This is a genomic window from Weizmannia sp. FSL K6-0777 (assembly GCF_038593185.1).
GTDB lineage: Bacteria > Bacillota > Bacilli > Bacillales > Bacillaceae_C > Weizmannia > Weizmannia faecalis.
In genome coordinates, this window is the sequence record NZ_CP151971.1 from 2350376 (window position 1) to 2369956 (window position 19581).

General features: G+C 48.0%; 18 protein-coding genes and 2 pseudogenes. 12 read left to right on the plus strand and 8 right to left on the minus strand.

What is annotated here, in order from left to right:
* Positions 1 to 16: 16 nt before the first annotated feature.
* Complete coding sequence (pckA, locus tag NST70_RS11220; protein ID WP_017550244.1) at positions 17 to 1606, plus strand: phosphoenolpyruvate carboxykinase (ATP); 1590 nt, start codon at positions 17 to 19, stop codon at positions 1604 to 1606.
* Between the two features lie 150 nt (positions 1607 to 1756).
* On the opposite strand, the gene NST70_RS11225 is transcribed toward pckA, so the two are convergent.
* From NST70_RS11225 to NST70_RS11235, 3 genes are all read right to left on the minus strand, one after another.
* Positions 1757 to 2146, minus strand: coding sequence for a DNA mismatch repair protein MutT (locus NST70_RS11225; RefSeq protein ID WP_014097652.1), 390 nt, complete (start codon positions 2144 to 2146; stop codon positions 1757 to 1759).
* A 480-nt stretch (positions 2147 to 2626) separates the two neighbouring features.
* Positions 2627 to 3670, minus strand: coding sequence for a DUF2584 family protein (locus NST70_RS11230; protein WP_233896742.1), 1044 nt, complete (start codon positions 3668 to 3670; stop codon positions 2627 to 2629).
* 15 nt (positions 3671 to 3685) lie between these two features.
* Positions 3686 to 4228: a flavodoxin family protein gene (locus NST70_RS11235; RefSeq protein ID WP_014097650.1), complete on the minus strand. Its 543-nt coding sequence runs from the start codon at positions 4226 to 4228 to the stop codon at positions 3686 to 3688.
* Positions 4229 to 4445: 217 nt separating this feature from the next.
* On the opposite strand from NST70_RS11235, the gene gntK reads away from it, so the two are divergent.
* Complete coding sequence (gene gntK / locus NST70_RS11240; protein WP_014097649.1) at positions 4446 to 5981, plus strand: gluconokinase; 1536 nt, start codon at positions 4446 to 4448, stop codon at positions 5979 to 5981.
* Between the two features lie 736 nt (positions 5982 to 6717).
* Here gntK and NST70_RS11245 read toward each other — a convergent pair.
* Positions 6718 to 7893, minus strand: coding sequence for an IS256 family transposase (locus tag NST70_RS11245; protein ID WP_017551449.1), 1176 nt, complete (start codon positions 7891 to 7893; stop codon positions 6718 to 6720).
* A 482-nt stretch (positions 7894 to 8375) separates the two neighbouring features.
* Between NST70_RS11245 and NST70_RS11250 the strand changes: the two are divergent.
* From NST70_RS11250 to NST70_RS11270, 5 genes and pseudogenes are all read left to right on the plus strand, one after another.
* Positions 8376 to 9188, plus strand: a pseudogene (locus NST70_RS11250) (ABC transporter substrate-binding protein); the annotation flags it as partial.
* 122 nt (positions 9189 to 9310) lie between these two features.
* The gene (locus NST70_RS11255) at positions 9311 to 10864 is read left to right on the plus strand and encodes an IS5 family transposase (protein WP_342475087.1); all 1554 of its coding nucleotides are present in this window, start codon (positions 9311 to 9313) and stop codon (positions 10862 to 10864) included.
* A gap of 20 nt (positions 10865 to 10884) precedes the next feature.
* Positions 10885 to 11091: pseudogene (locus tag NST70_RS11260) on the plus strand (ABC transporter substrate-binding protein); the annotation flags it as partial.
* A gap of 39 nt (positions 11092 to 11130) precedes the next feature.
* A complete protein-coding gene (locus NST70_RS11265; RefSeq protein WP_014097647.1) occupies positions 11131 to 11901 on the plus strand; it encodes an ABC transporter ATP-binding protein in 771 nt (256 codons plus the stop codon).
* A complete protein-coding gene (locus NST70_RS11270; protein WP_017551856.1) occupies positions 11888 to 12694 on the plus strand; it encodes an ABC transporter permease in 807 nt (268 codons plus the stop codon). The genes NST70_RS11265 and NST70_RS11270 overlap by 14 nt, the downstream gene beginning before the upstream one ends.
* A 531-nt stretch (positions 12695 to 13225) precedes the next feature.
* Here the strand turns inward: NST70_RS11270 and ytkD are convergent.
* Complete coding sequence (gene ytkD, locus NST70_RS11275; protein ID WP_104851499.1) at positions 13226 to 13690, minus strand: RNA deprotection pyrophosphohydrolase; 465 nt, start codon at positions 13688 to 13690, stop codon at positions 13226 to 13228.
* Positions 13691 to 13858: 168 nt separating this feature from the next.
* Here ytkD and NST70_RS11280 point away from each other — a divergent pair, with 168 nt between their 5' ends.
* Positions 13859 to 14107, plus strand: coding sequence for a DUF6154 family protein (locus tag NST70_RS11280; RefSeq protein ID WP_013860030.1), 249 nt, complete (start codon positions 13859 to 13861; stop codon positions 14105 to 14107).
* A 72-nt stretch (positions 14108 to 14179) separates the two neighbouring features.
* Here the strand turns inward: NST70_RS11280 and NST70_RS11285 are convergent, their stop codons facing one another.
* The gene (locus NST70_RS11285) at positions 14180 to 14629 is read right to left on the minus strand and encodes a Dps family protein (RefSeq protein WP_017551858.1); all 450 of its coding nucleotides are present in this window, start codon (positions 14627 to 14629) and stop codon (positions 14180 to 14182) included.
* Between the two features lie 116 nt (positions 14630 to 14745).
* Between NST70_RS11285 and yidD the strand changes: the two genes are divergently transcribed.
* The 4 genes from yidD to NST70_RS11305 all read left to right on the plus strand — a co-directional run bounded on the left by yidD (position 14746) and on the right by NST70_RS11305 (position 16433).
* Positions 14746 to 14982: a membrane protein insertion efficiency factor YidD gene (gene yidD, locus NST70_RS11290; RefSeq protein WP_013860032.1), complete on the plus strand. Its 237-nt coding sequence runs from the start codon at positions 14746 to 14748 to the stop codon at positions 14980 to 14982.
* Positions 14983 to 15082: 100 nt separating this feature from the next.
* On the plus strand, positions 15083 to 15202 hold the full coding sequence (locus NST70_RS11295; protein WP_014097643.1) for a DUF4021 domain-containing protein: 120 nt from the start codon (positions 15083 to 15085) through the stop codon (positions 15200 to 15202).
* Positions 15203 to 15321: 119 nt separating this feature from the next.
* Complete coding sequence (locus NST70_RS11300) at positions 15322 to 16212, plus strand: zinc ABC transporter substrate-binding protein (protein WP_017551860.1); 891 nt, start codon at positions 15322 to 15324, stop codon at positions 16210 to 16212.
* Positions 16213 to 16274: 62 nt separating this feature from the next.
* Positions 16275 to 16433 carry a DUF1540 domain-containing protein gene (locus NST70_RS11305; RefSeq protein WP_014097641.1) on the plus strand — a complete coding sequence of 53 codons (159 nt, stop codon included), beginning with the start codon at positions 16275 to 16277 and terminating at the stop codon, positions 16431 to 16433.
* Positions 16434 to 16803: 370 nt separating this feature from the next.
* On the opposite strand, the gene menC is transcribed toward NST70_RS11305, so the two are convergent.
* Together menC and NST70_RS11315 are read right to left on the minus strand one after the other, a co-directional pair.
* Complete coding sequence (menC, locus tag NST70_RS11310) at positions 16804 to 17907, minus strand: o-succinylbenzoate synthase (RefSeq protein WP_061577840.1); 1104 nt, start codon at positions 17905 to 17907, stop codon at positions 16804 to 16806.
* Complete coding sequence (locus tag NST70_RS11315) at positions 17904 to 19358, minus strand: o-succinylbenzoate--CoA ligase (protein WP_342475096.1); 1455 nt, start codon at positions 19356 to 19358, stop codon at positions 17904 to 17906. The genes menC and NST70_RS11315 overlap by 4 nt, the downstream gene beginning before the upstream one ends.
* Positions 19359 to 19581: the final 223 nt, after the last annotated feature.

Consider the following 19581-nt stretch of genomic DNA (forward strand, 5'->3'; position numbering starts at 1 on the left):
TTCAAAGGGGCGGTTTATGAAAATGGATCTGATTGGCGCTTCTGACGATTTAAAGTTTTTGTTGTCGGGGGAAAACGTACGCATGCAGCTTTCCGTGCCACAATTAATGGAAAAAATTATCGAACGGAAAGAAGCTGTACTGACAACGGAAGGGGCCATTTCTGCTGCAACAGGAAAATATACAGGAAGGTCACCGAAAGATAAATTTATTGTCGTCGACTCCGAATCAAAAGACCGTGTCGACTGGGGCAAAATCAACCAGCCGGTTTCTCCCGGCGTGTTCAACAGGCTTTATGAAAAAATGGTCCGGCATTTAAAAGGGAAAGACGAAATTTTTGTGTTTAAAGGTTTTGCGGGTGCCGATCCAAAAAGCCGCCTTCCGATCCAGACCGTGAATGAGTTCGCCTGGCATAATTTATTCGCGCATCAATTGTTTATCCGGCCGGATGCGGAGGAGCTCTATCAACACGATGCGCAATTTACGATTCTTTCCGCGCCGCTGTTTAAGGCAGACCCGGCGCTTGACGGCACGCATTCCGAAGCGTTCATCATGATTTCACTTGAACGCCGGATAATTTTGATCGGCGGGACGGAATATGCAGGCGAAATGAAAAAAAGCATTTTTTCCATCATGAATTACTTGCTGCCGCAAAAAGGCATCCTTCCCATGCACTGCTCCGCCAATACTGGGAAAAACGGCGATACGGCCCTGTTTTTCGGCTTGTCCGGGACCGGGAAAACGACGCTTTCCGCCGATCCGGAGCGCGCACTTATAGGGGACGATGAGCACGGCTGGTCCGACAGCGGTGTCTTCAATATTGAAGGCGGATGCTATGCAAAGTGCATCGGGCTTACGGAAGAAAAAGAACCACAAATTTACCAGGCGATCCGTTTTGGGACCGTACTTGAAAATGTGGTCGTAGATCCGGTGTCCCGCAAACCGCAATATGACAACAATGCACTGACGGAAAATACAAGGGCTGCTTACCCGATTGAAAACATCGGCAATATTGCCCGCTCCGGCATGGCCGGCCATCCGTCAACCATTATATTCCTGACGGCCGATGCATCCGGTGTCCTGCCGCCGATCAGCAGGCTGACAAAAGAGCAGGCCATGTACCATTTCTTAAGCGGTTACACTTCTAAACTGGCCGGTACCGAACGCGGCGTCACGCGCCCGGAAGCCGTGTTCTCCACTTGCTTCGGCGCGCCGTTTTTGCCGCTTGAGCCCGCCGTTTATGCGGAAATGCTCGGCGAGAAAGTTGACAGGCACAACGTCCAGGTATTTCTTGTCAATACCGGCTGGACAGGCGGCCCGTACGGAACCGGTTCCCGCATGAAATTAAGCGATACGCGGGCCATGGTCCGGGCTGCGATAAACGGCAAACTGAAAGATACCGAAACACGGCAGGATGATATTTTCGGGCTACACATCCCGGTTCATATTGAAGGGGTGTCAGATGACGTCCTTTATCCGGCAGATACATGGACGGACAAGCAGGCTTACCGTGAAAAAGCGTTCGAACTTGCAGCCCGGTTCAAAGAAAATTTCCGGCAATTTTCGGTGCCGGATGACATTGAAAAACTCGGCGGCCCGCTTATATAAGCATAAACGGGAGCCCGCATTTTAAATTAAAATGAGACTCCAATTAAATTGTGGTATGCTCATTTCTGTAAAAGCGGAAACGCTGCAGCAACCCAAAAGGTTACGGCGAGTACCAAGGGTCTGCTCATTTAAGCAAAAGCGGAAACCCAGTTAAAACCAGGTGCTTGTCTGGACGGCGCTGATTCCTTCCTGCACTGCCCATTGATGGTGGGCACCGGCCATTTTTTCCACAGCCTCGTGAAGGTTGAGCCATTCCAAGTTATGGCTTCCTTTGCGGGGCTGTTCCCATTTTCCTAAATAAAACAGGCCTTCATCCATGGACCGCGCGCCCGTTTCCTGTGCCGCTTTGCCTAAAAAGCCCGCGATTTCAAGTTCCGCGCCGACTGTCCGCATCAGGCAGGCAAGTTCAGACTCCCCGCGGCTGATTTCCCCACCCGGCAGCCTGTAGCCGCTGCCCGATGGCACCACCCCGACTTTTTCTTTTTTCGCATCAAAAATGACGGCATATGCGCCGCAAGCTTTTTTGTAGTCCGTTTCCATCTTTGGACTTCTCCTCCTTTTTCAAGCAAATGCGGAAGGCCGGCCCTTTACCTCAAGTATTCGATTCTGGCGGGAGTAGCTGCCAGCCTTTTTAAATCGCTGCGACCAGTTCTCTTTTCCAGTTTTAGAAGCCGGCCTCTCTTCCGATTAGTATTTTCAATCCTGCCCATTTCATCCCGAAGAACCAGGCTGGCGGCACACTTGCAAGACGTGTTGCGTTCGCCAATATTCCTGTCCACACCGGTCTAGGCCCAGTTGAAAAATTTTAGCAGTTCCATTCACCAATACTCCGGCACCACTCCCGCCGGATCCGTTCTTTCTCCGCGCTACCCGCAAGCTGGTTCACCATTCACAAGGCATTGCCCTTTGGCCGAATTCCGGCGTTCTCCGCAAGACCAGCCAGGCATTACACTTGTAAAATTCCCTTCCGCCCGTCCTGATAAACTAAACAGGCGCCGCGGACCATGGTGCGGCGCCTGTTTAATTCGGCGTGTTCAAAGAAACCAATTCATAGTGAACGATCGTTGTATTGTTTTCCCATTCCAGTTTGCGGATGACAGCGCTTCCGCTCGGCCCGTGTTCCTTCTTTTTCCGGATTTCAACCGGCGTATCAAGCGGATACACGCAGTATCCCGGTTGTTTTAGCAAAAAGAGGTTTTGCTCAATACGCTCTTCTTTTCCGTTCGTCACGAGCATCGTATCGAGTTCCATCGGCATTCCCATTCGGCTCACCTCCGTCGTTGCTTCTATTGTATCATGTGCGGAATGCCTTTTCATCCAAACGCTGGCAGCATGGACAACCCGCCGGTTTACAGGCGGCGGGAAATGGTGGCCAAGTTCCGGGAAATACCATGTTTCAACCGATTTTCCAAGCTGTTTGAGACCGTGTTCGAGACGAATGGCGTGTTCCACGGACACATTTTGATCCTTCTCCCCATGGATGACGAGAACGGGGCAACCGATTTGCCCGAGCTTGTACAGTGGCGTCCGCACCCGGTACCGTTCCGGATATTTATCCGGCGTGCCCCCGATCACGCGCTTCATCATTTTTCTTAAATCGACCCGTTCCGCATAACAAAGCGCAACATCCGAAACGCCACCCCATGTGACAATAGACGCGGCAGGCCGTGCTTCCGCGGTGCCGAGTGCCATGATGCCGCCGCGGGAAAATCCGAAAACGTGGACACGCCCGCTCACCCGCTCATGCTCCATTAATACGTCAAAACCAAAATACGCATCATGCATATCGTCTCCGCCAAAGTCTTCATCGCCTTCCCCGCCCCAGTTGCCGCGGTAAAAAGGCGCGAAAACGATAAACCCTTCCGACGCAAACTCGCCGATTCGCGCCGGCCGCACCATCCCGACGCTTTTGATGCCGCCGCGTAAATATAAAAACCCGTCATAAACGCGCCCGTCATCCGGCTCTGCCAGCAACCCTTTCACTTTCAGGCCGTCCGACCAGTATGTTACAAGATACATGCGCACATGCGGATTCGGGGACGGAAAAAGCTGCTTTTCGATCACGGTCTTCAAATTGCATCACCTTTTCAGTGCTTCGTTTAATTGATCCGCTGCAAAGATTGCCTCTTTATCTTGTACAATATCGCCGGGTTTATTGCCTTCTCCAAGAATGTAACCGTCAAAACGCATGCCTAAAAAGTCAAAAATATATGCAAACTGCTGAATCAGCGGCAGCCCTTTGACACGCGGCATATCCCCGCCGACTGCAATCACATAAATTTTTTTCTCCGCCATTCTTTTTTTAAAATCCGGAAACTGCGGATCCCGCAACGTTTGCGACCAGCGATCGATGAAGTTTTTCATCAGCCCCGACATCCCGTACCAGTAAATCGGCGTTGCAAAGATAATCGTATCGCACATGAAAATATGCTGGATGAGAATGCTATAATCATCCTCCACTTTTGAAAACCCTGAATCCGTATGGCGCTTGTCTTCGATTGGAAGAATATGCGCATCTTTCAAATAGAAGCGCTCCACATGCATGCCTTCCACTGCCCGCTCTGTCAGCATCTCTGTATTGCCGCGCGGGCGCGAACTTCCGTAAATCACTGCAATCGTCATGGCTGTACCCTCTTTTATCCATTTACTTTTACTTTCTATGTTAGTATGTCGGCCGCAGCCTTCGCCTGTCAAGCAATTCGGATTCCAGCGATTTTCCAAAAAACTTTTAAAACCCGTCCAGTTTCAGTTAAAATAAAGGTATTGGAAAAAATTAAAAAAACGCTGAACTGTAAACCATTTTGAAGCAACAGGTTCATAAAAAGGAGATTGACTTTTAATGACCTATTATTTAGGCGTAGATATCGGTACAACAACAACAAAATCTGTTTTATTCGGCGAAAAAGGGAAAGTCATCAGCATGCACCATGCAGGCTATCCGCTTTACAGCCCATCCCCTCAGGTCGCCGAGCAAAATCCGGATGAAATTTTCCGTGCTGTCATTGACTCGATGAAAACAGCGATCGTAAAAAGCGACATTGATCCTTCCGAAATAAAACTTGTTTCGTTCAGTTCCGCGATGCACAGTTTGATTGCAGTGGACAAAGACGGAAAACCGCTAACCAACTGCATTACTTGGGCGGACGCACGCGCGGCAAAATGGGCGAAAAAAATAAAGGATGAATGGCACGGCCAGGACATTTACAGGCGGACCGGCACCCCTATCCATCCGATGTCCCCCCTTTCCAAAATCACATGGCTCCGCCACGAGGAACAGGAGCTGTTCAAAAAAACGTTCAAGTTTATCGGCATTAAAGAGTATATTTTTTACCGCTTTTTCGGGCAGTATGTCGTCGATTATTCGCTTGCCTCTGCGACCGGCCTTTTTAACCTCCACGACCTGGACTGGGACAAAGAGGCGCTACATGTGGCCGGCATTACAGCGGACAAGCTGTCAAAACCTGTGCCGACGACCTTTTCCCTCACCGGGCTTGCGCCGGAATATGCGGTCGAAACCGGCATTCCGCAAGACACGCCGTTTGTTGCCGGCGCAAGTGACGGGGTGCTTTCAAATCTTGGTGTGAATGCAATCGACCCCGGTGTTGTCGCGATCACGATCGGGACAAGCGGCGCGATCCGGACCGTTACCGACAAACCTGTGACCGATCCAAAGGGAAGGATTTTCTGCTATGCATTAACGGAAAACCACTGGGTCGTTGGCGGGCCGGTCAATAACGGCGGCATGACGTTCCGGTGGGTGCGCGATGAACTGGCCGCAGCTGAAGTCGAGACGGCAAAACGGCTCGGCATTGATCCGTATGAAGTGCTGACGAAAATTGCCGCCCGTGTTGCCCCGGGATCGGACGGACTCATCTTTCATCCGTACCTGGCCGGCGAGCGCGCACCCATTTGGAACGCGGATGCAAGGGGCTCGTTTTTCGGCCTTGGCCTGCACCATAAACGCGAGCATATGGTCCGCGCCGTGCTGGAAGGCGTGATTTATAATCTCTATACGGTCATGCTGGCGCTTCAGGAAATGATCGGCATTCCGAAAAAAATCCAGGCGACCGGCGGCTTTGCCCGCTCCGATTTGTGGCGGCAAATGCTCGCTGATATTTTCAACCAGGAAGTCGTCGTGCCGGAAAGTTTTGAAAGCTCCTGCCTCGGGGCGATCGTCCTCGGCATGTACGCGCTCGACGAAATAGATGACTTCTCGGTTGTCTCCGACTGGATCGGCGCCACGCACACCCATCGCCCGATTCCGGAAAACACTGCGGTATACGAAGAGATCCTCCCAATTTACATCCGGATCTCCCGCCTGCTTGAAGGGGAATACACCAACATTGCCGCATTTCAGCGAAAATGGGTAAAATAACACACACGTAATGGTGAAAACAAAGACACACATGGATTTGATAGGGCCGCCATTTGCTTTTGTTCATTCTGCAAATGGCGGCGTTTTTTGTAAAACTAGGCCGCCCACTTTGCGAGATCCAATTCGCAAATGGGGGCGTTTTTCCCAAAACCCGTTCGTTCGCTTTGCAAGATCCAATTCGCAAATGGTGGTGTTTTTCGCAAAAACAGTTCGTCCGTTTTGCCTTTAGAAAGACACAGTGTGGGGGTGTATGGAAGACAACCATTCCGCTTTAAAATTTGCGAAGGACCTGGGTTGCAAATAGGGATTGCTGAATAAGCAAAATTCCTAGATTTAGCAAGAATGCTGACAGCTTTGGCATTTATAAAAAATGCAGGGAAAAGCTTGCACTTGAAACGCGCCCTACGTGAAGGAAGGCCGTCAATTTTACGCACTTTCTTAACGTAGACGCGCTCTATGTGAAGAAAGAGACTCGTTTTTGCTTGCTTCCTTAACGTAGACGCGCTCTATGTGAAGAAAGGCCTTCATTTTTCCGTGCTTCCTTAACGTAGACAGTCAAGTCCAGGTTATTGTGTAAATTTATGGGCAAATGTTTTCAACCACCCCTTCATTTTTTCGGCTTAACTTCCATGGATTTTTTTCTTCATCTCCGGGAAGGGATGTCAAATGCCTTTCAATTTGACATCCCTTCCCGGAGATGAAATCATCCATGATGGAAGTTAAGCTGAAAATGCTGCTAACTATTCTTTCCCATAAGTGACTTCCTCTTCGAGTATTCTGTATCTTGATACTGCATTAAAACGGCACCAACCAAACGAAAAGCAGATTGGGTATTAGGAAAAATGCGAATGACCCTTTCCCTTCTACGAACCTCTTGGTTAAGCCGCTCGAGGGAATTAGTACTCCGTATGTGCATACGGATATTCTCAGGAAAGTTCATGTATTGGATAGTATCTTCAAAACCTTCATCTAAAATGGCCAGGGCTTTTTCAAATCTTGCTTCTGTACCAAATTTGTTTATTAATTCATCTTTAAACTTGCGTATGTCCTCAATCGTAACGGCCTCAAACACGCGCTTAATCATCACCCGGATTTCTGCAGTATCTTTTTTGGGCAGTTTTTCAATGATATTGCGTTTAAAATGAACATTGCACCTTTGCCAAGCAGTGCCAATGAATTCCCGTTGTATTGCTTTCTGAAGGCCCATGTGAGCATCGGAAATAACGAGTTTTGGTGATTGGAGTCCACGTGATTTAAGTTGTTTAAAAAATGAACTCCAACTCTCCAAACTTTCTGCATGGTCAACGCTTAAACCCAGTATTTCACGTGTATTCTTCTCTGTAATGGCAGTCGCAATATAAACAGCCTTTGATATGACCTTATGGTGCTCCCGTACTTTTATATACATGGCGTCCACAAACACATAAGGGTAGTAGGTTGTATTCAACGGTCTCTCGGCCCAAGCATTCACAATGGGATCCAGTTTTTGCGTAAGGGAAGAGACAAACGACTTGGATACATTCTTACCGCAAAGCTGTTCTACGACATTTGTGACCTTACGGGTAGAGACGCCATTGATGACCATCTCCAACATAGAAAGGACGAAAGCTTGGTCACATCTGGCATACTTTTCAAATAAGGTAGTTGAGAATTCGCCATTACGTGTCCGGGGAACTTTTAATGTAACATTGCCGATGCTCATCAACAGCTCGCGTTCATAGTAACCGTTCCGGTAATCCCGGCGTTCAACAGCGCGTTCATAAGGGCTCGTTTTTAAATAGTCATCCCTTTCCTTTTCCATAAACTCGTTTAACACGAGGACAACCGCTGATTTAATTACCGCGTCAAGATCGGAAGTCATGATGGCTTCTTTTAAAACATCCAAATTTAGGTTAAACTGTAAGTGAGTCATTTTATCTCCTCTTTTCATTGTTTATTGTTGTTGAAAACAGTGTTGCCAAGAGTTGATAAAATGACTCCTTCTTTTTACACAATTATACGGACTTAATCACGTAGACGCTCTCTATGTGAAGGAAGCGCCTCGTTTTTCCGCGCTTCCTTAACGTAGATACTCTCTATGTGACGGAAGACCTTCATTTTTCCGCGCTTCCTTAACGTAGACGCTCTCTATGTGACGGAAGACCTTCATTTTTCCACGCTTCCTTAACGTAGATGCACTCTATGTGAAGAAAGGACGTCAATTTTCCTCGCTTTCTTAACCTAGACGCCCTCTATGCCCCGGCATCCGGCTGGTCTCCAGTACTGTCATCGTTTTTATCATAAGCTCTCTTCTCTTCCCCTAACCCGGCAAAATAAATTTTTAATTGATTAGGCGTTCACACAATCAGCGCCCGCGGCATAGGCTGTAAAAAAGCCCAATGAGGAGGTTGCATGATGAAAAAGTGGCTCAAATCCGGATGCACGCTTCTACTTGCCGCATTGCTTGCATTCAGTTTAAGCGCGTGCGGCACTAACGGTTCAAAGAAAAAAGCATTGCAGAAAGTACGGGTTGCCGAAGTGACACGCTCCGTCTTTTACACTCCGCTTTATGTCGCGCTTGAAAAAGGATATTTCAAAGAGGAAGGGCTTGATATTAAGCTGACCACCACATGGGGCGGGGATAAAACGATGACTGCCCTACTTTCAGGGGGAACCGATATTGCGCTCGTTGGATCGGAAACGTCCATCTATGTATACAAACAAAAAGCGGCAGACCCGGTTATCAATTTCGCACAGCTGACGGCGACAGACGGAACATTTCTCGTCTCGCGCAAAAAAATCGACCATTTTTCGTGGGATATGCTGAAAGGCACCACTTTTCTCGGCCAAAGGAAAGGCGGAATGCCGCAAATGGTCGGCGAGTTTGTCCTGAAAAAGCACGGTATTGACCCGCACAAAGACACGAAGCTGATCCAAAACATCGATTTTGCCAATGTCGCTAATGCTTATGCATCCGGAACGGGGGATTTTGTCCAGCTGTTTGAACCGACCGCATCCACAATGGAAAAAGAAGGAAAGGGTTATATTGTGGCTTCTTTCGGCAAAGAGTCCGGCGCAGTGCCGTACACGACCTTCATGGCAAAACAAAGCTATTTGAAAGAGCATGAAAAAACAGCGGTGGAATTTGTCCGCGCCCTGCTAAAGGCCGGAAAATGGGTGCAAGAAACCGATGCGGAAACGGTCGCAAAAACGGTTCAGCCTTATTTTAGGGCTTGCTGAATAAGCAAAAGTTCCAGATTTGACAAGGATTTTGGCTACTTTTGTCGAATATAAAGTGTAAGGATTTCAAAGGAAACACGTAAAAAACCTTGCACTTGGAGGCTGTTACGATGTACAAAAAGACCGAACATCAATTAACTTTTGTAGATGATTTTTTTCTACCATTCGGTGGGAAATTAAATAAAGAAAATCGCTGGGTCCGTCTTGCTGAAATGATTCCTTGGTGGATGGCCGAAGAAAAGTATGCCAAGTCCTTCAAGAAGAAATTCAAAGGCGAAAAGGCTTATTCTGTCAGAATCGCTCTTGGGGCTCTTTATATCAAAGAACGGCTTGGGCTGTCTGACCGGGAAACAGTCGAACAGATCACAGAAAACCCGTATCTTCAGTATTTTATCGGCTTGCCTGAATTCCAGGAAAAAGCCCCATTCGACCATTCTCTGATGACTCGTTTTAGAAAACGTTTGGGCGCAAATATCATCAACGAACTGAATGAATGGATCGTTCTGGAAGAACAAAAACGCCAATTGGAAGAAGCATCTAAGGAAAACGACAACAATGATGATCAGGATCACGACGATGACGATCATGATGATGAAGATCGTAATGATCATGATCATGATCGTGGCGATCTTCAGCCTTCCGGTTCCGATTCAGAAAAGCATTCAACTGAATCGGCTTCTCCCAAAACGAAGAACAGAGGAAAGCTCATTTTGGACGCAACCTGTGCACCGGCTGATATTGCTTACCCTACAGACCTTGGGTTGTTGAACGAAGCCCGTGAGAAATTGGAACATATCATTGATGTCCTGCATGAACCACACAAAGGGAAATTACGTAAGCCACGGACCTACAGAAAAAGAGCCCGCAAGGACTATCTTTCTGTCGCTAAGCAACGTAAAGCTGGCGCCCGGAAAATCCGGAAAGCTGTAGGCAAACAGCTCGGATATGTGAAACGAGATCTGGAGATCATTAAAAATCTTGTTTCCCAAAGCTCTCTGTCTCTTTTAAGCAAAGATGAATACAGGCAACTTCTCGTGATTCATGAACTTTACCGCCAACAGGCAGAAATGTACAAAAAGAAAACACACCGGGTTGACCACCGGATTGTAAGCATTTCCCAGCCACATGTCCGTCCAATTGTGCGCGGCAAGGCAAAAGCGAACGTGGAGTTCGGTTCAAAAGTCGCCATCAGTGTCGTAGATGGTTATGCCTTGATTGAGCACCTCGACTGGGAAAATTACAATGAAGGGACCACTCTCAAGGAATCTGTTGAAAACTACTACAACCGGTTCGGATTTTATCCGGAAGCGATCTTGGCAGATAAAATTTACCGAAACCGTAATAATCTGGCATACTGCAAATCTCTTGGCATTCGTCTGAGTGGGCCAAGGTTAGGACGCCCATCCAGAACGGAAGACAAAACCTTGGAACGCGTCGCAAGGCAGGATGCCTCTGAACGTAATGCCGTTGAAGGCAAATTTGGCGAAGGCAAGCGCAAGTATGGGCTGGGCCTTATTCGAGCACGCCTTCAGGAGACCAGCGAAACAGTAGTAGCCCTTCAATTCTTCATACTGAATCTGGAGCGCAAGCTCAGGGTTCTTTTTTTGAAATTTTTACACAACACTATTTTATATTTTGATAATCGGAATTTGGCTTGTATCTGACCAAATTTGATTCGTTCAGCAAGCCCTATTTTAAAGACACGAAAACTGATATGCTCGCCTCCTCCATTGAACGGTACCGCAGCCAGGGCTCGTTCAGCAGCGATATGATTTTAACCAAAAGCGGCTGGAACACGATCCAGGACATCATGAAAGAAGCCGGCGAACTCGACCATACTGTGCCGTACGACAAACTGGTCAATGCATCGATTGTGAAAAAGGCAAAATAATGGAAAGGGGGTGCGCCCCTCTTCAGGCGGGCAGCACAAATGCATTTTTTGACCGTACAAAACGTCAATCACACCTATTTTACGGCAAAACAGGCCACAAAGGCGCTTGAAAACATTTCGTTTCAAATGGAAGAAGGCGAGTTTGTTTCGCTTTTGGGCCCGAGCGGCTGCGGAAAAACAACGCTGCTTTCGATTCTTGCAGGGCTTCTGCAACCGACTGCGGGGATTGTACAGATTGACGGCAAATTGCCAGGTTCCCGGCAATCTTCCATCGGCTATATGCTGCAGCAGGACTATTTGTTTCCGTGGAAAACAATTGAAGAAAACATCATGATCGGGCTGAAATTGGAAAAACGGCTGAATCCGGAGTCAAGAAAACATGCTCTCGGGCTTTTACAAACGATTGGCCTTGCCGGCACCGAAAAGCAATACCCGCGCCAACTTTCGGGAGGAATGCGGCAGCGGGCGGCACTTGTGCGGACGCTCGCGGTCGATCCGAAAATCCTGCTGCTGGATGAACCGTTTTCCGCCCTTGATTTTCAGACGAAGTTAAAACTGGAGGACCTGGTATTTGACACACTGAAGCAATTCCATAAAACAGCGGTGCTTGTCACGCACGATATCGGCGAAGCGATTGCGATGAGCGACCGGATCCTGCTGTTGGCATCAAAACCCGGCAGGCTCTATAAAATTTTTGACGTGCCAACAGAGCTGCGCCGCCTCCGCCCGTTTGAAGCGCGAAGCCAAAAAATTTATTCCGAACTTTTTAATGACATATGGAAGGAGCTGGAGTCCCTTGAAAACAGCTGAAAATACGGCGCTCCGGCATGAAGATTACCTCGCCGCAATGCGCAAAGAAAAACGCCGGGTTCGCTTTTTCCAGCTTTTCATTTTAATTGTCTTTTTCTGCCTATGGGAAGTGGCGAGCCGCCTGCATTGGATTGACCCGTTGATTTTCAGCTCCCCGTCCAAAGTGTGGGCGTTATTGGTGGCAAAGTTAGAAGACGGCTCGCTTTACGTCCATTTGGGAATCACCGTTTTTGAAACCGTCATGGGCTTTATCCTCGGGACTGTGCTCGGCGCGGCACTTGCCGCCGTTCTTTGGTGGTCGCCGTTTTTATCGAAGATTCTTGACCCGTATCTCGTCGTCCTGAACGCCATGCCGAAAGTAGCGCTCGGGCCGATTTTAATTGTCAGCATGGGCCCGGGATTTTCTTCTATTGTTGCCATGGGCGTCATTATCTCCGTCATTGTGACGACAATTGTGATTTATACGGCGTTCCGGGATGTCGACCCAAATTACACGAAAGTGCTGCACTCGTTCGGCGCCTCCCGTTTGCAAGTGTTCCGGGAAGCCATTTTTCCGGCATCGATTCCTGTGATCATTTCCACGCTGAAAGTCAATGTCGGGCTTGCATGGGTTGGAGTCATTGTCGGCGAGTATCTCGTATCTTCAAAAGGGCTCGGCTACATGATCATCTATGGTTTCCAGGTGTTTAATTTTACGCTCGTCATGCTTTCGATGATCCTGATTGCCATTGTGGCAACCATTATGTACCAGCTTGTCGGGTGGCTGGAGAAAAAGCTGGTAAAAGACAGATGAGGCAGGTAAGCTGTTCTGGTATAGCATCTTAGCGTAGACGCGCTCTATATGAAGGAAGCGGCCATTTTTGCCGACGTATCTTAATGTAGACGCGCTCTATGTTAAGGAACTCCTTCTTTTTTGTTTGCTTCCTTAACGTAGACGCACCCTATGTTAAGATACGCCTTCTTTTTTCCATGCTTCCTTAATGTAGACGTGCTCTATGTTAAGGAACTACGTCTTTTTTTCACGCTTCCTTAACGTAGACGCATCCTATGTTAAGAAACATTTTCTTTTTTTCACGCTTCCTTAACGTAGACACGCCCTATGTAAAAAAACAATGTCTTTTTTGCTCGCTTCCTTAACATAGACGCGCCCTATGTGAAGGAACATCTTCTTTTTTTCACGCTTCCTTAACATAGACGCGCCTTATGTGAAGATACGGATACCTTCACCGAGATTCACGCTATGTTAAAAAAGGCCCCAATCACCCCGAAATCTTAACGTTTGCGAGATTTCCGTTTAACCCGAGAAACTTCCTGCTGCTTTTTCTTATTTTTCGACGTGTCTGAGCGCTGTTTCGACAACCCCGTCTTTCATGAGAAAACTGAATGACGAGGACTGCAATTTTTCAACAAGATCGCCTTCCACAAGCACAGGTCCATCCGTTTCCAAATAGTCGTGTTTGGTTTCAAGCCGGCCGATGTCCGCGTAAAAAACCGCCTTCACAAACGGCCCGCGCACCTGATCATCGACGCAGTATTCCCCGATATATTGAAGGTTTTCCGGAATGCCGCCCGTTTCTTCATACAGCTCGCGTTCAGCCGCTTCTCGGACCGTCTCGCCCGCTTCCCTTTTTCCGCCCGGAAATTCGAGCCCCCGCTTCGGATGCCTTGTCAAAAGCCAGTTTCCACGGTACCGGGCGAGCACGAGCACATGCTGCGGCTCTATAGGAAAAGCATTTTTTTCAAAAATAAATGTAACTGGATTGCCGTTCAAATCTGTAAACCGATACATCAAATCCCTCCTGTTCTTCATTATACGGCAACCGGGTGCAAAAATTGGCGAAATTTTTCTTGAAACCCGTTGCATTTTTCGAGGTACATCGCGTGAAAATAATCATAAAATGTTTAAAAGGGCCCCATTGCGGATAGTGAATAAGAAATGAATAAAGGAGGAGACGGCATGAGGCTAGTCGATGAATTGTTTGAGCTGTACCGGGACCGGCTGACGGGGGATGAAGAAGATTTGGACGCCATTTCTGCAGCGGTCGTCGAAAATTACAACCGGAAAGACCTGCTTGGGATTGTGCGCGAAATGAGCACGGCCGAACTGGAACATTTTATCGGATTATACATACTGGAGACACTGAAAGATAAATTTTCCGATTACGCAGGCTTTGATGCTTACCCGACAACAAAATATTTGCAGTAATAAAGGCTGTTCCGCTTTGGCGGGACAGCCTTTATAGCGGGGGCCGGCTCCATTTGACCTCCCACTTTTGCGTTACCGTCTTCCAAGAAAGGCGTTCAGCATCCAAATGTTTTTATCGAGCGTTTCCTGGATGTTGATAAACATGTCGGCGGTTGCGTCATCGCCAATCCTGTTGGCAAGCCCGATCGCTTCCTCCAATTCTTTCGCGATCATCGCAAAGTCATTGGCAGTCGCCTGTACCATTTCCTCCGTGCTCTCATTGCCGCTTGCTTCCTGTACCGATGACAATTCAAGGCTTCCTTTCAATGTCGCTACCGGATTGCCGTTTAAAGCGAGAAGACGTTCAGCCAGTTCATCGAGATAGTCATTTGCAAGATTGTACAATTCCTCAAATTTAGCGTGAAGGCTTAAAAAATTCGGTCCCTTCACATACCAATGGTAGTTGTGCAATTTTGTATAAAGCACTGTCCAGTTGGCAACCTGCTTATTTAAGATTTCCATCAATTGTTCGTTTTCTGCCATGTTTCATCAACCTCCTGCTTTGTTTGTACCCTTTTCCCGGGACTTCAAACACCCAATCATATGTTGCACATCTTTTTTGAAAACATGCTAAAATAAACGAAGAAAGGGGCAGATCGATGCTGAAGTTCATTTTTATTAAATTGATCCGTTTTTATCAACTTGCGATTTCCCCGCTGTTCCCGCCAAGCTGCCGGTTTCAGCCGACCTGCTCGAATTACGGGCTTGAAGCGGTAAAACGGTTTGGCGCACTACGCGGCGGCTACCTGGCAATCAGAAGAATTTTAAAATGCCACCCATTCCATGCCGGCGGGTACGATCCCGTTCCGGACCAGTGGCCAGTGAAAAAACATTGAACACCATTCGGTTGCTACTCCGCCGTACCGATGAAAAAACAACCCCTCCTCCGTATACGTTTCCCATTTCCGGAAAACGCTACAGGTGGAGGTGTTTTTTATGGAAGAGAAAAAAGAGCAGCAAAAAAAGAGCGGCGATTTCGGCGCTGATCCCGACGAACAGGCCATAAACGGCGATTACGGTATGCTTGAAACCGAAGAAGAAGACAAAAAAGATTAAGGGGCAGCATTTGCTGTCCCTTAAAAATTTTTCTTGCCATATGAAGCGGAGTTTAGTAATATATTTTTTGTGAGTAAATCGTAATCATTACGAATTAAAAAAGAAAGGAATCGTCCGCTTTGAAAAAACTTTTTCCCGTACTGCTCGCTTTTACCATGCTATTTGTTACGGCATGTGCAAACAAACAGGAAAGCAAGCAGGATCATAAAATTTCGGTCTATACCACCGTCTATCCACTGGAATACGTTACACAGCAAATCGGCGGGAAGTATGTGTCGGTTAAAACGATTTATCCGCCGGGCACGGATGAACATACATACGAACCGTCACAGAAAGATATCCTGAAGCTCGCCGATTCCGACTTTTTCTTTTACATCGGGCTCGGGCTTGAAGGCTTTGCGAATAAGGCGAAACAAGTGCTCGAAGGCCAGAATGTGAAAATGATGGCGCTCGGGGACCGGCTTCCTGTTCCGGATAAAACAAGTACGAAGGCCGATCCGCATGTCTGGCTCGACCCAATTTACGTCAAGCAAATGGCCGGCATGATTACAACACAACTTTCGAAAAAAATGCCGAAGCAAAAAACGTATTTCAAGAAAAATTACGCACAACTCGCAAAGAAACTGGATCAAGTCAATGCGGCATACAAACAGGCAGTTGAAAAGTCAGACAACAAAGAACTTGTCGTTTCCCATGCGGCATACGGCTACTGGGTAAAACGATATGGCATCAAACAAATTCCGATTGCCGGGCTCTCCACTTCGGATGAACCGTCACAAAAACAGCTGGAAAACATCATCCAGAAAGTAAAACAAGACCATATTTCCTACATCGTATTTGAAAAAAATGTGCCTTCCAAAATTGCGGAAGTGGTTCAACAGGAAACGAATACAAAAGCGGTTTACATCCACCATCTCGGCGTCCGAACGAACGCAGAAATCAAAGCGCATAAAGATTACTTTACATTGATGGATGACAATTTAAAAGCATTGGAAAAAGCTTTACAGTAATGGTTTGCCGCACGCTGCAGAGACTAGAAACGTACGACATGTTTTAAGGGAGGGTGTCCGACATGGCAAAAGATGTGTTATGCGAAGTCAGGAACTGTGTGTTCTGGGAGGAAGGCAATCTTTGTTCTGCCGAAGAAATTTACATCGTGAGCCATACAGGAACCCAGGCTGAAAACCAGCGGGAAACCGATTGTAAAACGTTTGAATCGATGTTTTCATGAAAAACTGGCGTGAAGGGCAATTTCATTTATAAGACATTTGAATGAAAAAAGCCTCGAGCGTCCAGCCGTGTGGGCTAATTTCATTTGTAAAATCGAAACTCAAGTGACGTTTGAATCGATGTTTTCACGAAAAAACATCGATTGTCTAGGCGTGAAGGCTGATTTTATTAGTAAAATCGATGTTTTATGAAGAATCAAAGCGTGATTTCACTTATAGGACGTTTGATCTGATGTTTTCACGAAAAACATCGTTTGTCCCGGCGTGAAGGTCGATTTCATTTGTAAAATCGAAACTCGAGCGTGATTTTATATATAAGACATTTGGTTCGATGTTTTCATGAAAAAACTGCCGTCTTGTGCGGCAGTTTTTTCATATCGTTTCGGTATATGTCCGGATTTTTTCCACATAGGCGCGGTCGATCTCAAACCCGGTTCCCGGTCTGTCCGGCAGGCGGATTTGTCCGTTTTCCACCGTGATTTCCGGCTCAATAATATCTTTTTCCCAGAACCGGCTGGATGAAGAAATATCGCCCGGAATCGTAAAGCCCGGCAAAGAGGCGAGCGCGAGGTTAAAGGCGCGCGATACGCCAAATTCGATCATGCCGCCGCACCAGACCGGAATGCCGCGGGATGCACAAAGGTCATGCAGCTGAATCGCCGGATAGAGCCCGCCAACCCGCCCAATTTTAATATTGAGCACCCGGAAGCTGCCGAGCCGGAGCGCGCTTTCCGCATCATGGTATGTTACGATGCTTTCATCCAGACAAACCGGCGTCTCCAGCTGCTTTTGCAAGGCCGCGTGCTCCACAATATCATCGGCGGCAAGCGGCTGTTCAATCATCAGGAGCCCGTACCGGTCGAGCCTTTTCAAACGCGGCGCATCCGCCAGCGTGTAAGCGGAGTTCGCATCCGCCATTAGCGCGAGATCAGGAAATGCATGCCGGATTTCGCGGATAAACGCTTCATCATGGCCGGGCTTAATTTTGACTTTCACCCTTTTATAGCCTTCATCAACAAACGCCGCGATTTGCCGGAGCGCTTCCGCTGTATCATGGCTGCCGACCGCAACGCCGGCATCCACATGGTCCCGCGCACCCCCGATTAACTGCCAAAGCGGCTTTTGCTTCTTTTTCGCATACAAATCCCATATAGCCGTTTCGATTGCTGCTTTTGCCATATGATTGCGCCGGACGGATCGGAACCGGCCGCTCACTTCTTTTGGGTGTGCAACCGGCTTTTCCCGAAGAAGCGGGATGAGCACATCTTTCAGCATGTGAAAGCATGTCTGCACCGTCTCTTCTGTATACCACGGGGTTGAAAATGCAACAGCTTCCCCGAAACCGGCCACCCCGTCCTTGTCTGTCACTTCAAGCAAGATCGCTTCCCGCTCCGTTACTTTTTCGAGTGCATTTTCAAATGGAGACTTAAGCGGCATTTTGACTACAGAAAGCGTTACTTTTTCAATCCCGATCATGACGGCAGCAGCTCCAGCAGTTTCCTGCGCACCAACTTATTCGATGCATTCCGCGGCAGCGCGGGAACGGCATACACTTTTTTCGGGATTTTAAATTTTGCAAGCCGCGTTTCGCAAAAAGCCTGCAGCTCCCTTTCCTGGACTGCCCTTTTTGTGACAATAAACGCAGCCGGCACCTGGCCCCATTTTTCGTCCTCGACGCCAATAACCCCGGCTTCAAGAATATCCGGATGGGCAAGAAGTACTTCTTCGATTTCAGCCGGATAGATATTTTCCCCGCCGGAGATGATCAGATCGGAGCGCCGGTCCAGTACGTATAAAAAGCCTTCATCATCCAGATAACCAATATCGCCGGTGAAAAACCAGCCGTCCCGAAAACTTTTCTGGTTTGCATCCGGGCGGTTCAGATAACCGATTGTCACGTTCGGCCCTTTTACAGCAATTTCTCCGTGCTCAAACGGACCGCACACTTTGCCATCGGAAACGATCCGGATTTGCGCCGGGAATAACGGTTTCCCTGCTGACCCGATTTTTCGCAGGCTGTCTTCCGGCGCAAGCGTCACGGTTTGCGAAGCCGTTTCGGTCATGCCGTATGACTGGAAAACCGGAATATTCTTTTCGGCACACGCTTCAAGCAGCGGGCGTGGCGCCGGCCCACCGCCGAGCAGGAGGCAGCGGAAGTTCGGATGAAGGCGCTCTTGACCGAGTTCACGAAGCAAACGCTGCAGCATGTTGGTCACAACCGACATCGTTGTAATGCGGCCGGACTTCAGCAGTTTGGCCGTCTCTTTTTCATCGAATTTTTCCATTAAATAGACCGTCATTCCGTAAAAAACAGAACGCATCAGGATCGAAAAACCGCTGATATGAAAAAGCGGCACTGCGCACAGCCACGTATCGTCCTCCCGCACGCCGAGATTGAGTGCAGAACCGGCGGCGCTCCACCAGTGGTTGCCGTATGTTTGCAGGACGCCTTTTGGTTTGCCGGTTGTGCCGGATGTGTACATGATCGAGCAGACATCCTCGAGTGCAAACTCCGCACGTTCTTCGTATCCTGCAGCCGGCAAATCGTCAAGCGCTTCGCTTTGGATCACTGTTGCTGTTTCGTTTAACACTTCTGCTTTTTCCCGGAACGATTTTTCCGTAATCAGGCATTTCGCCCCGCTGTCGGTGAGCTGGTACTGCATTTCCGCCGGCGTTAAACGGTGGTTAAGAAAAAGGGTGCGGACACGGAGCTGCTGCAGCGCATGGAGAATGACCGCCGTTTCCGCGCGGCTGTTTAAAAGGACCGCTGCCGTATCTTCCGCCTGCATGCCGCAGCCGGACAGCTTCCGCGCCGTTTCTTTCGCCTTTTCGTACAGCCCGGCAAACGTCAGGCTTGTACCTTGACTGATGAGCGCAATCCGGTTCGGCGTTAAATACGCGCGCTGTTTTAAAAAATTGGGTAGCATAACATCACCTGGTAAAAATCTATTTTGGACATGCCACTTTTGCTTTTTCAACAGGACAGTTTATCCCTGTCCAATGCAAGATCGTCTTTTAAAAGCGCCTTAAAGGACATTACGGGCTTCTTTACTTGCGGAATTGTCCTTTTGAACCTCTTTAAAGGACAATTTGTGCTTTGTTTCTCCCTGAAATGTCCTTTTGAATCCCTGTAAAGGACAGTTTACGCTT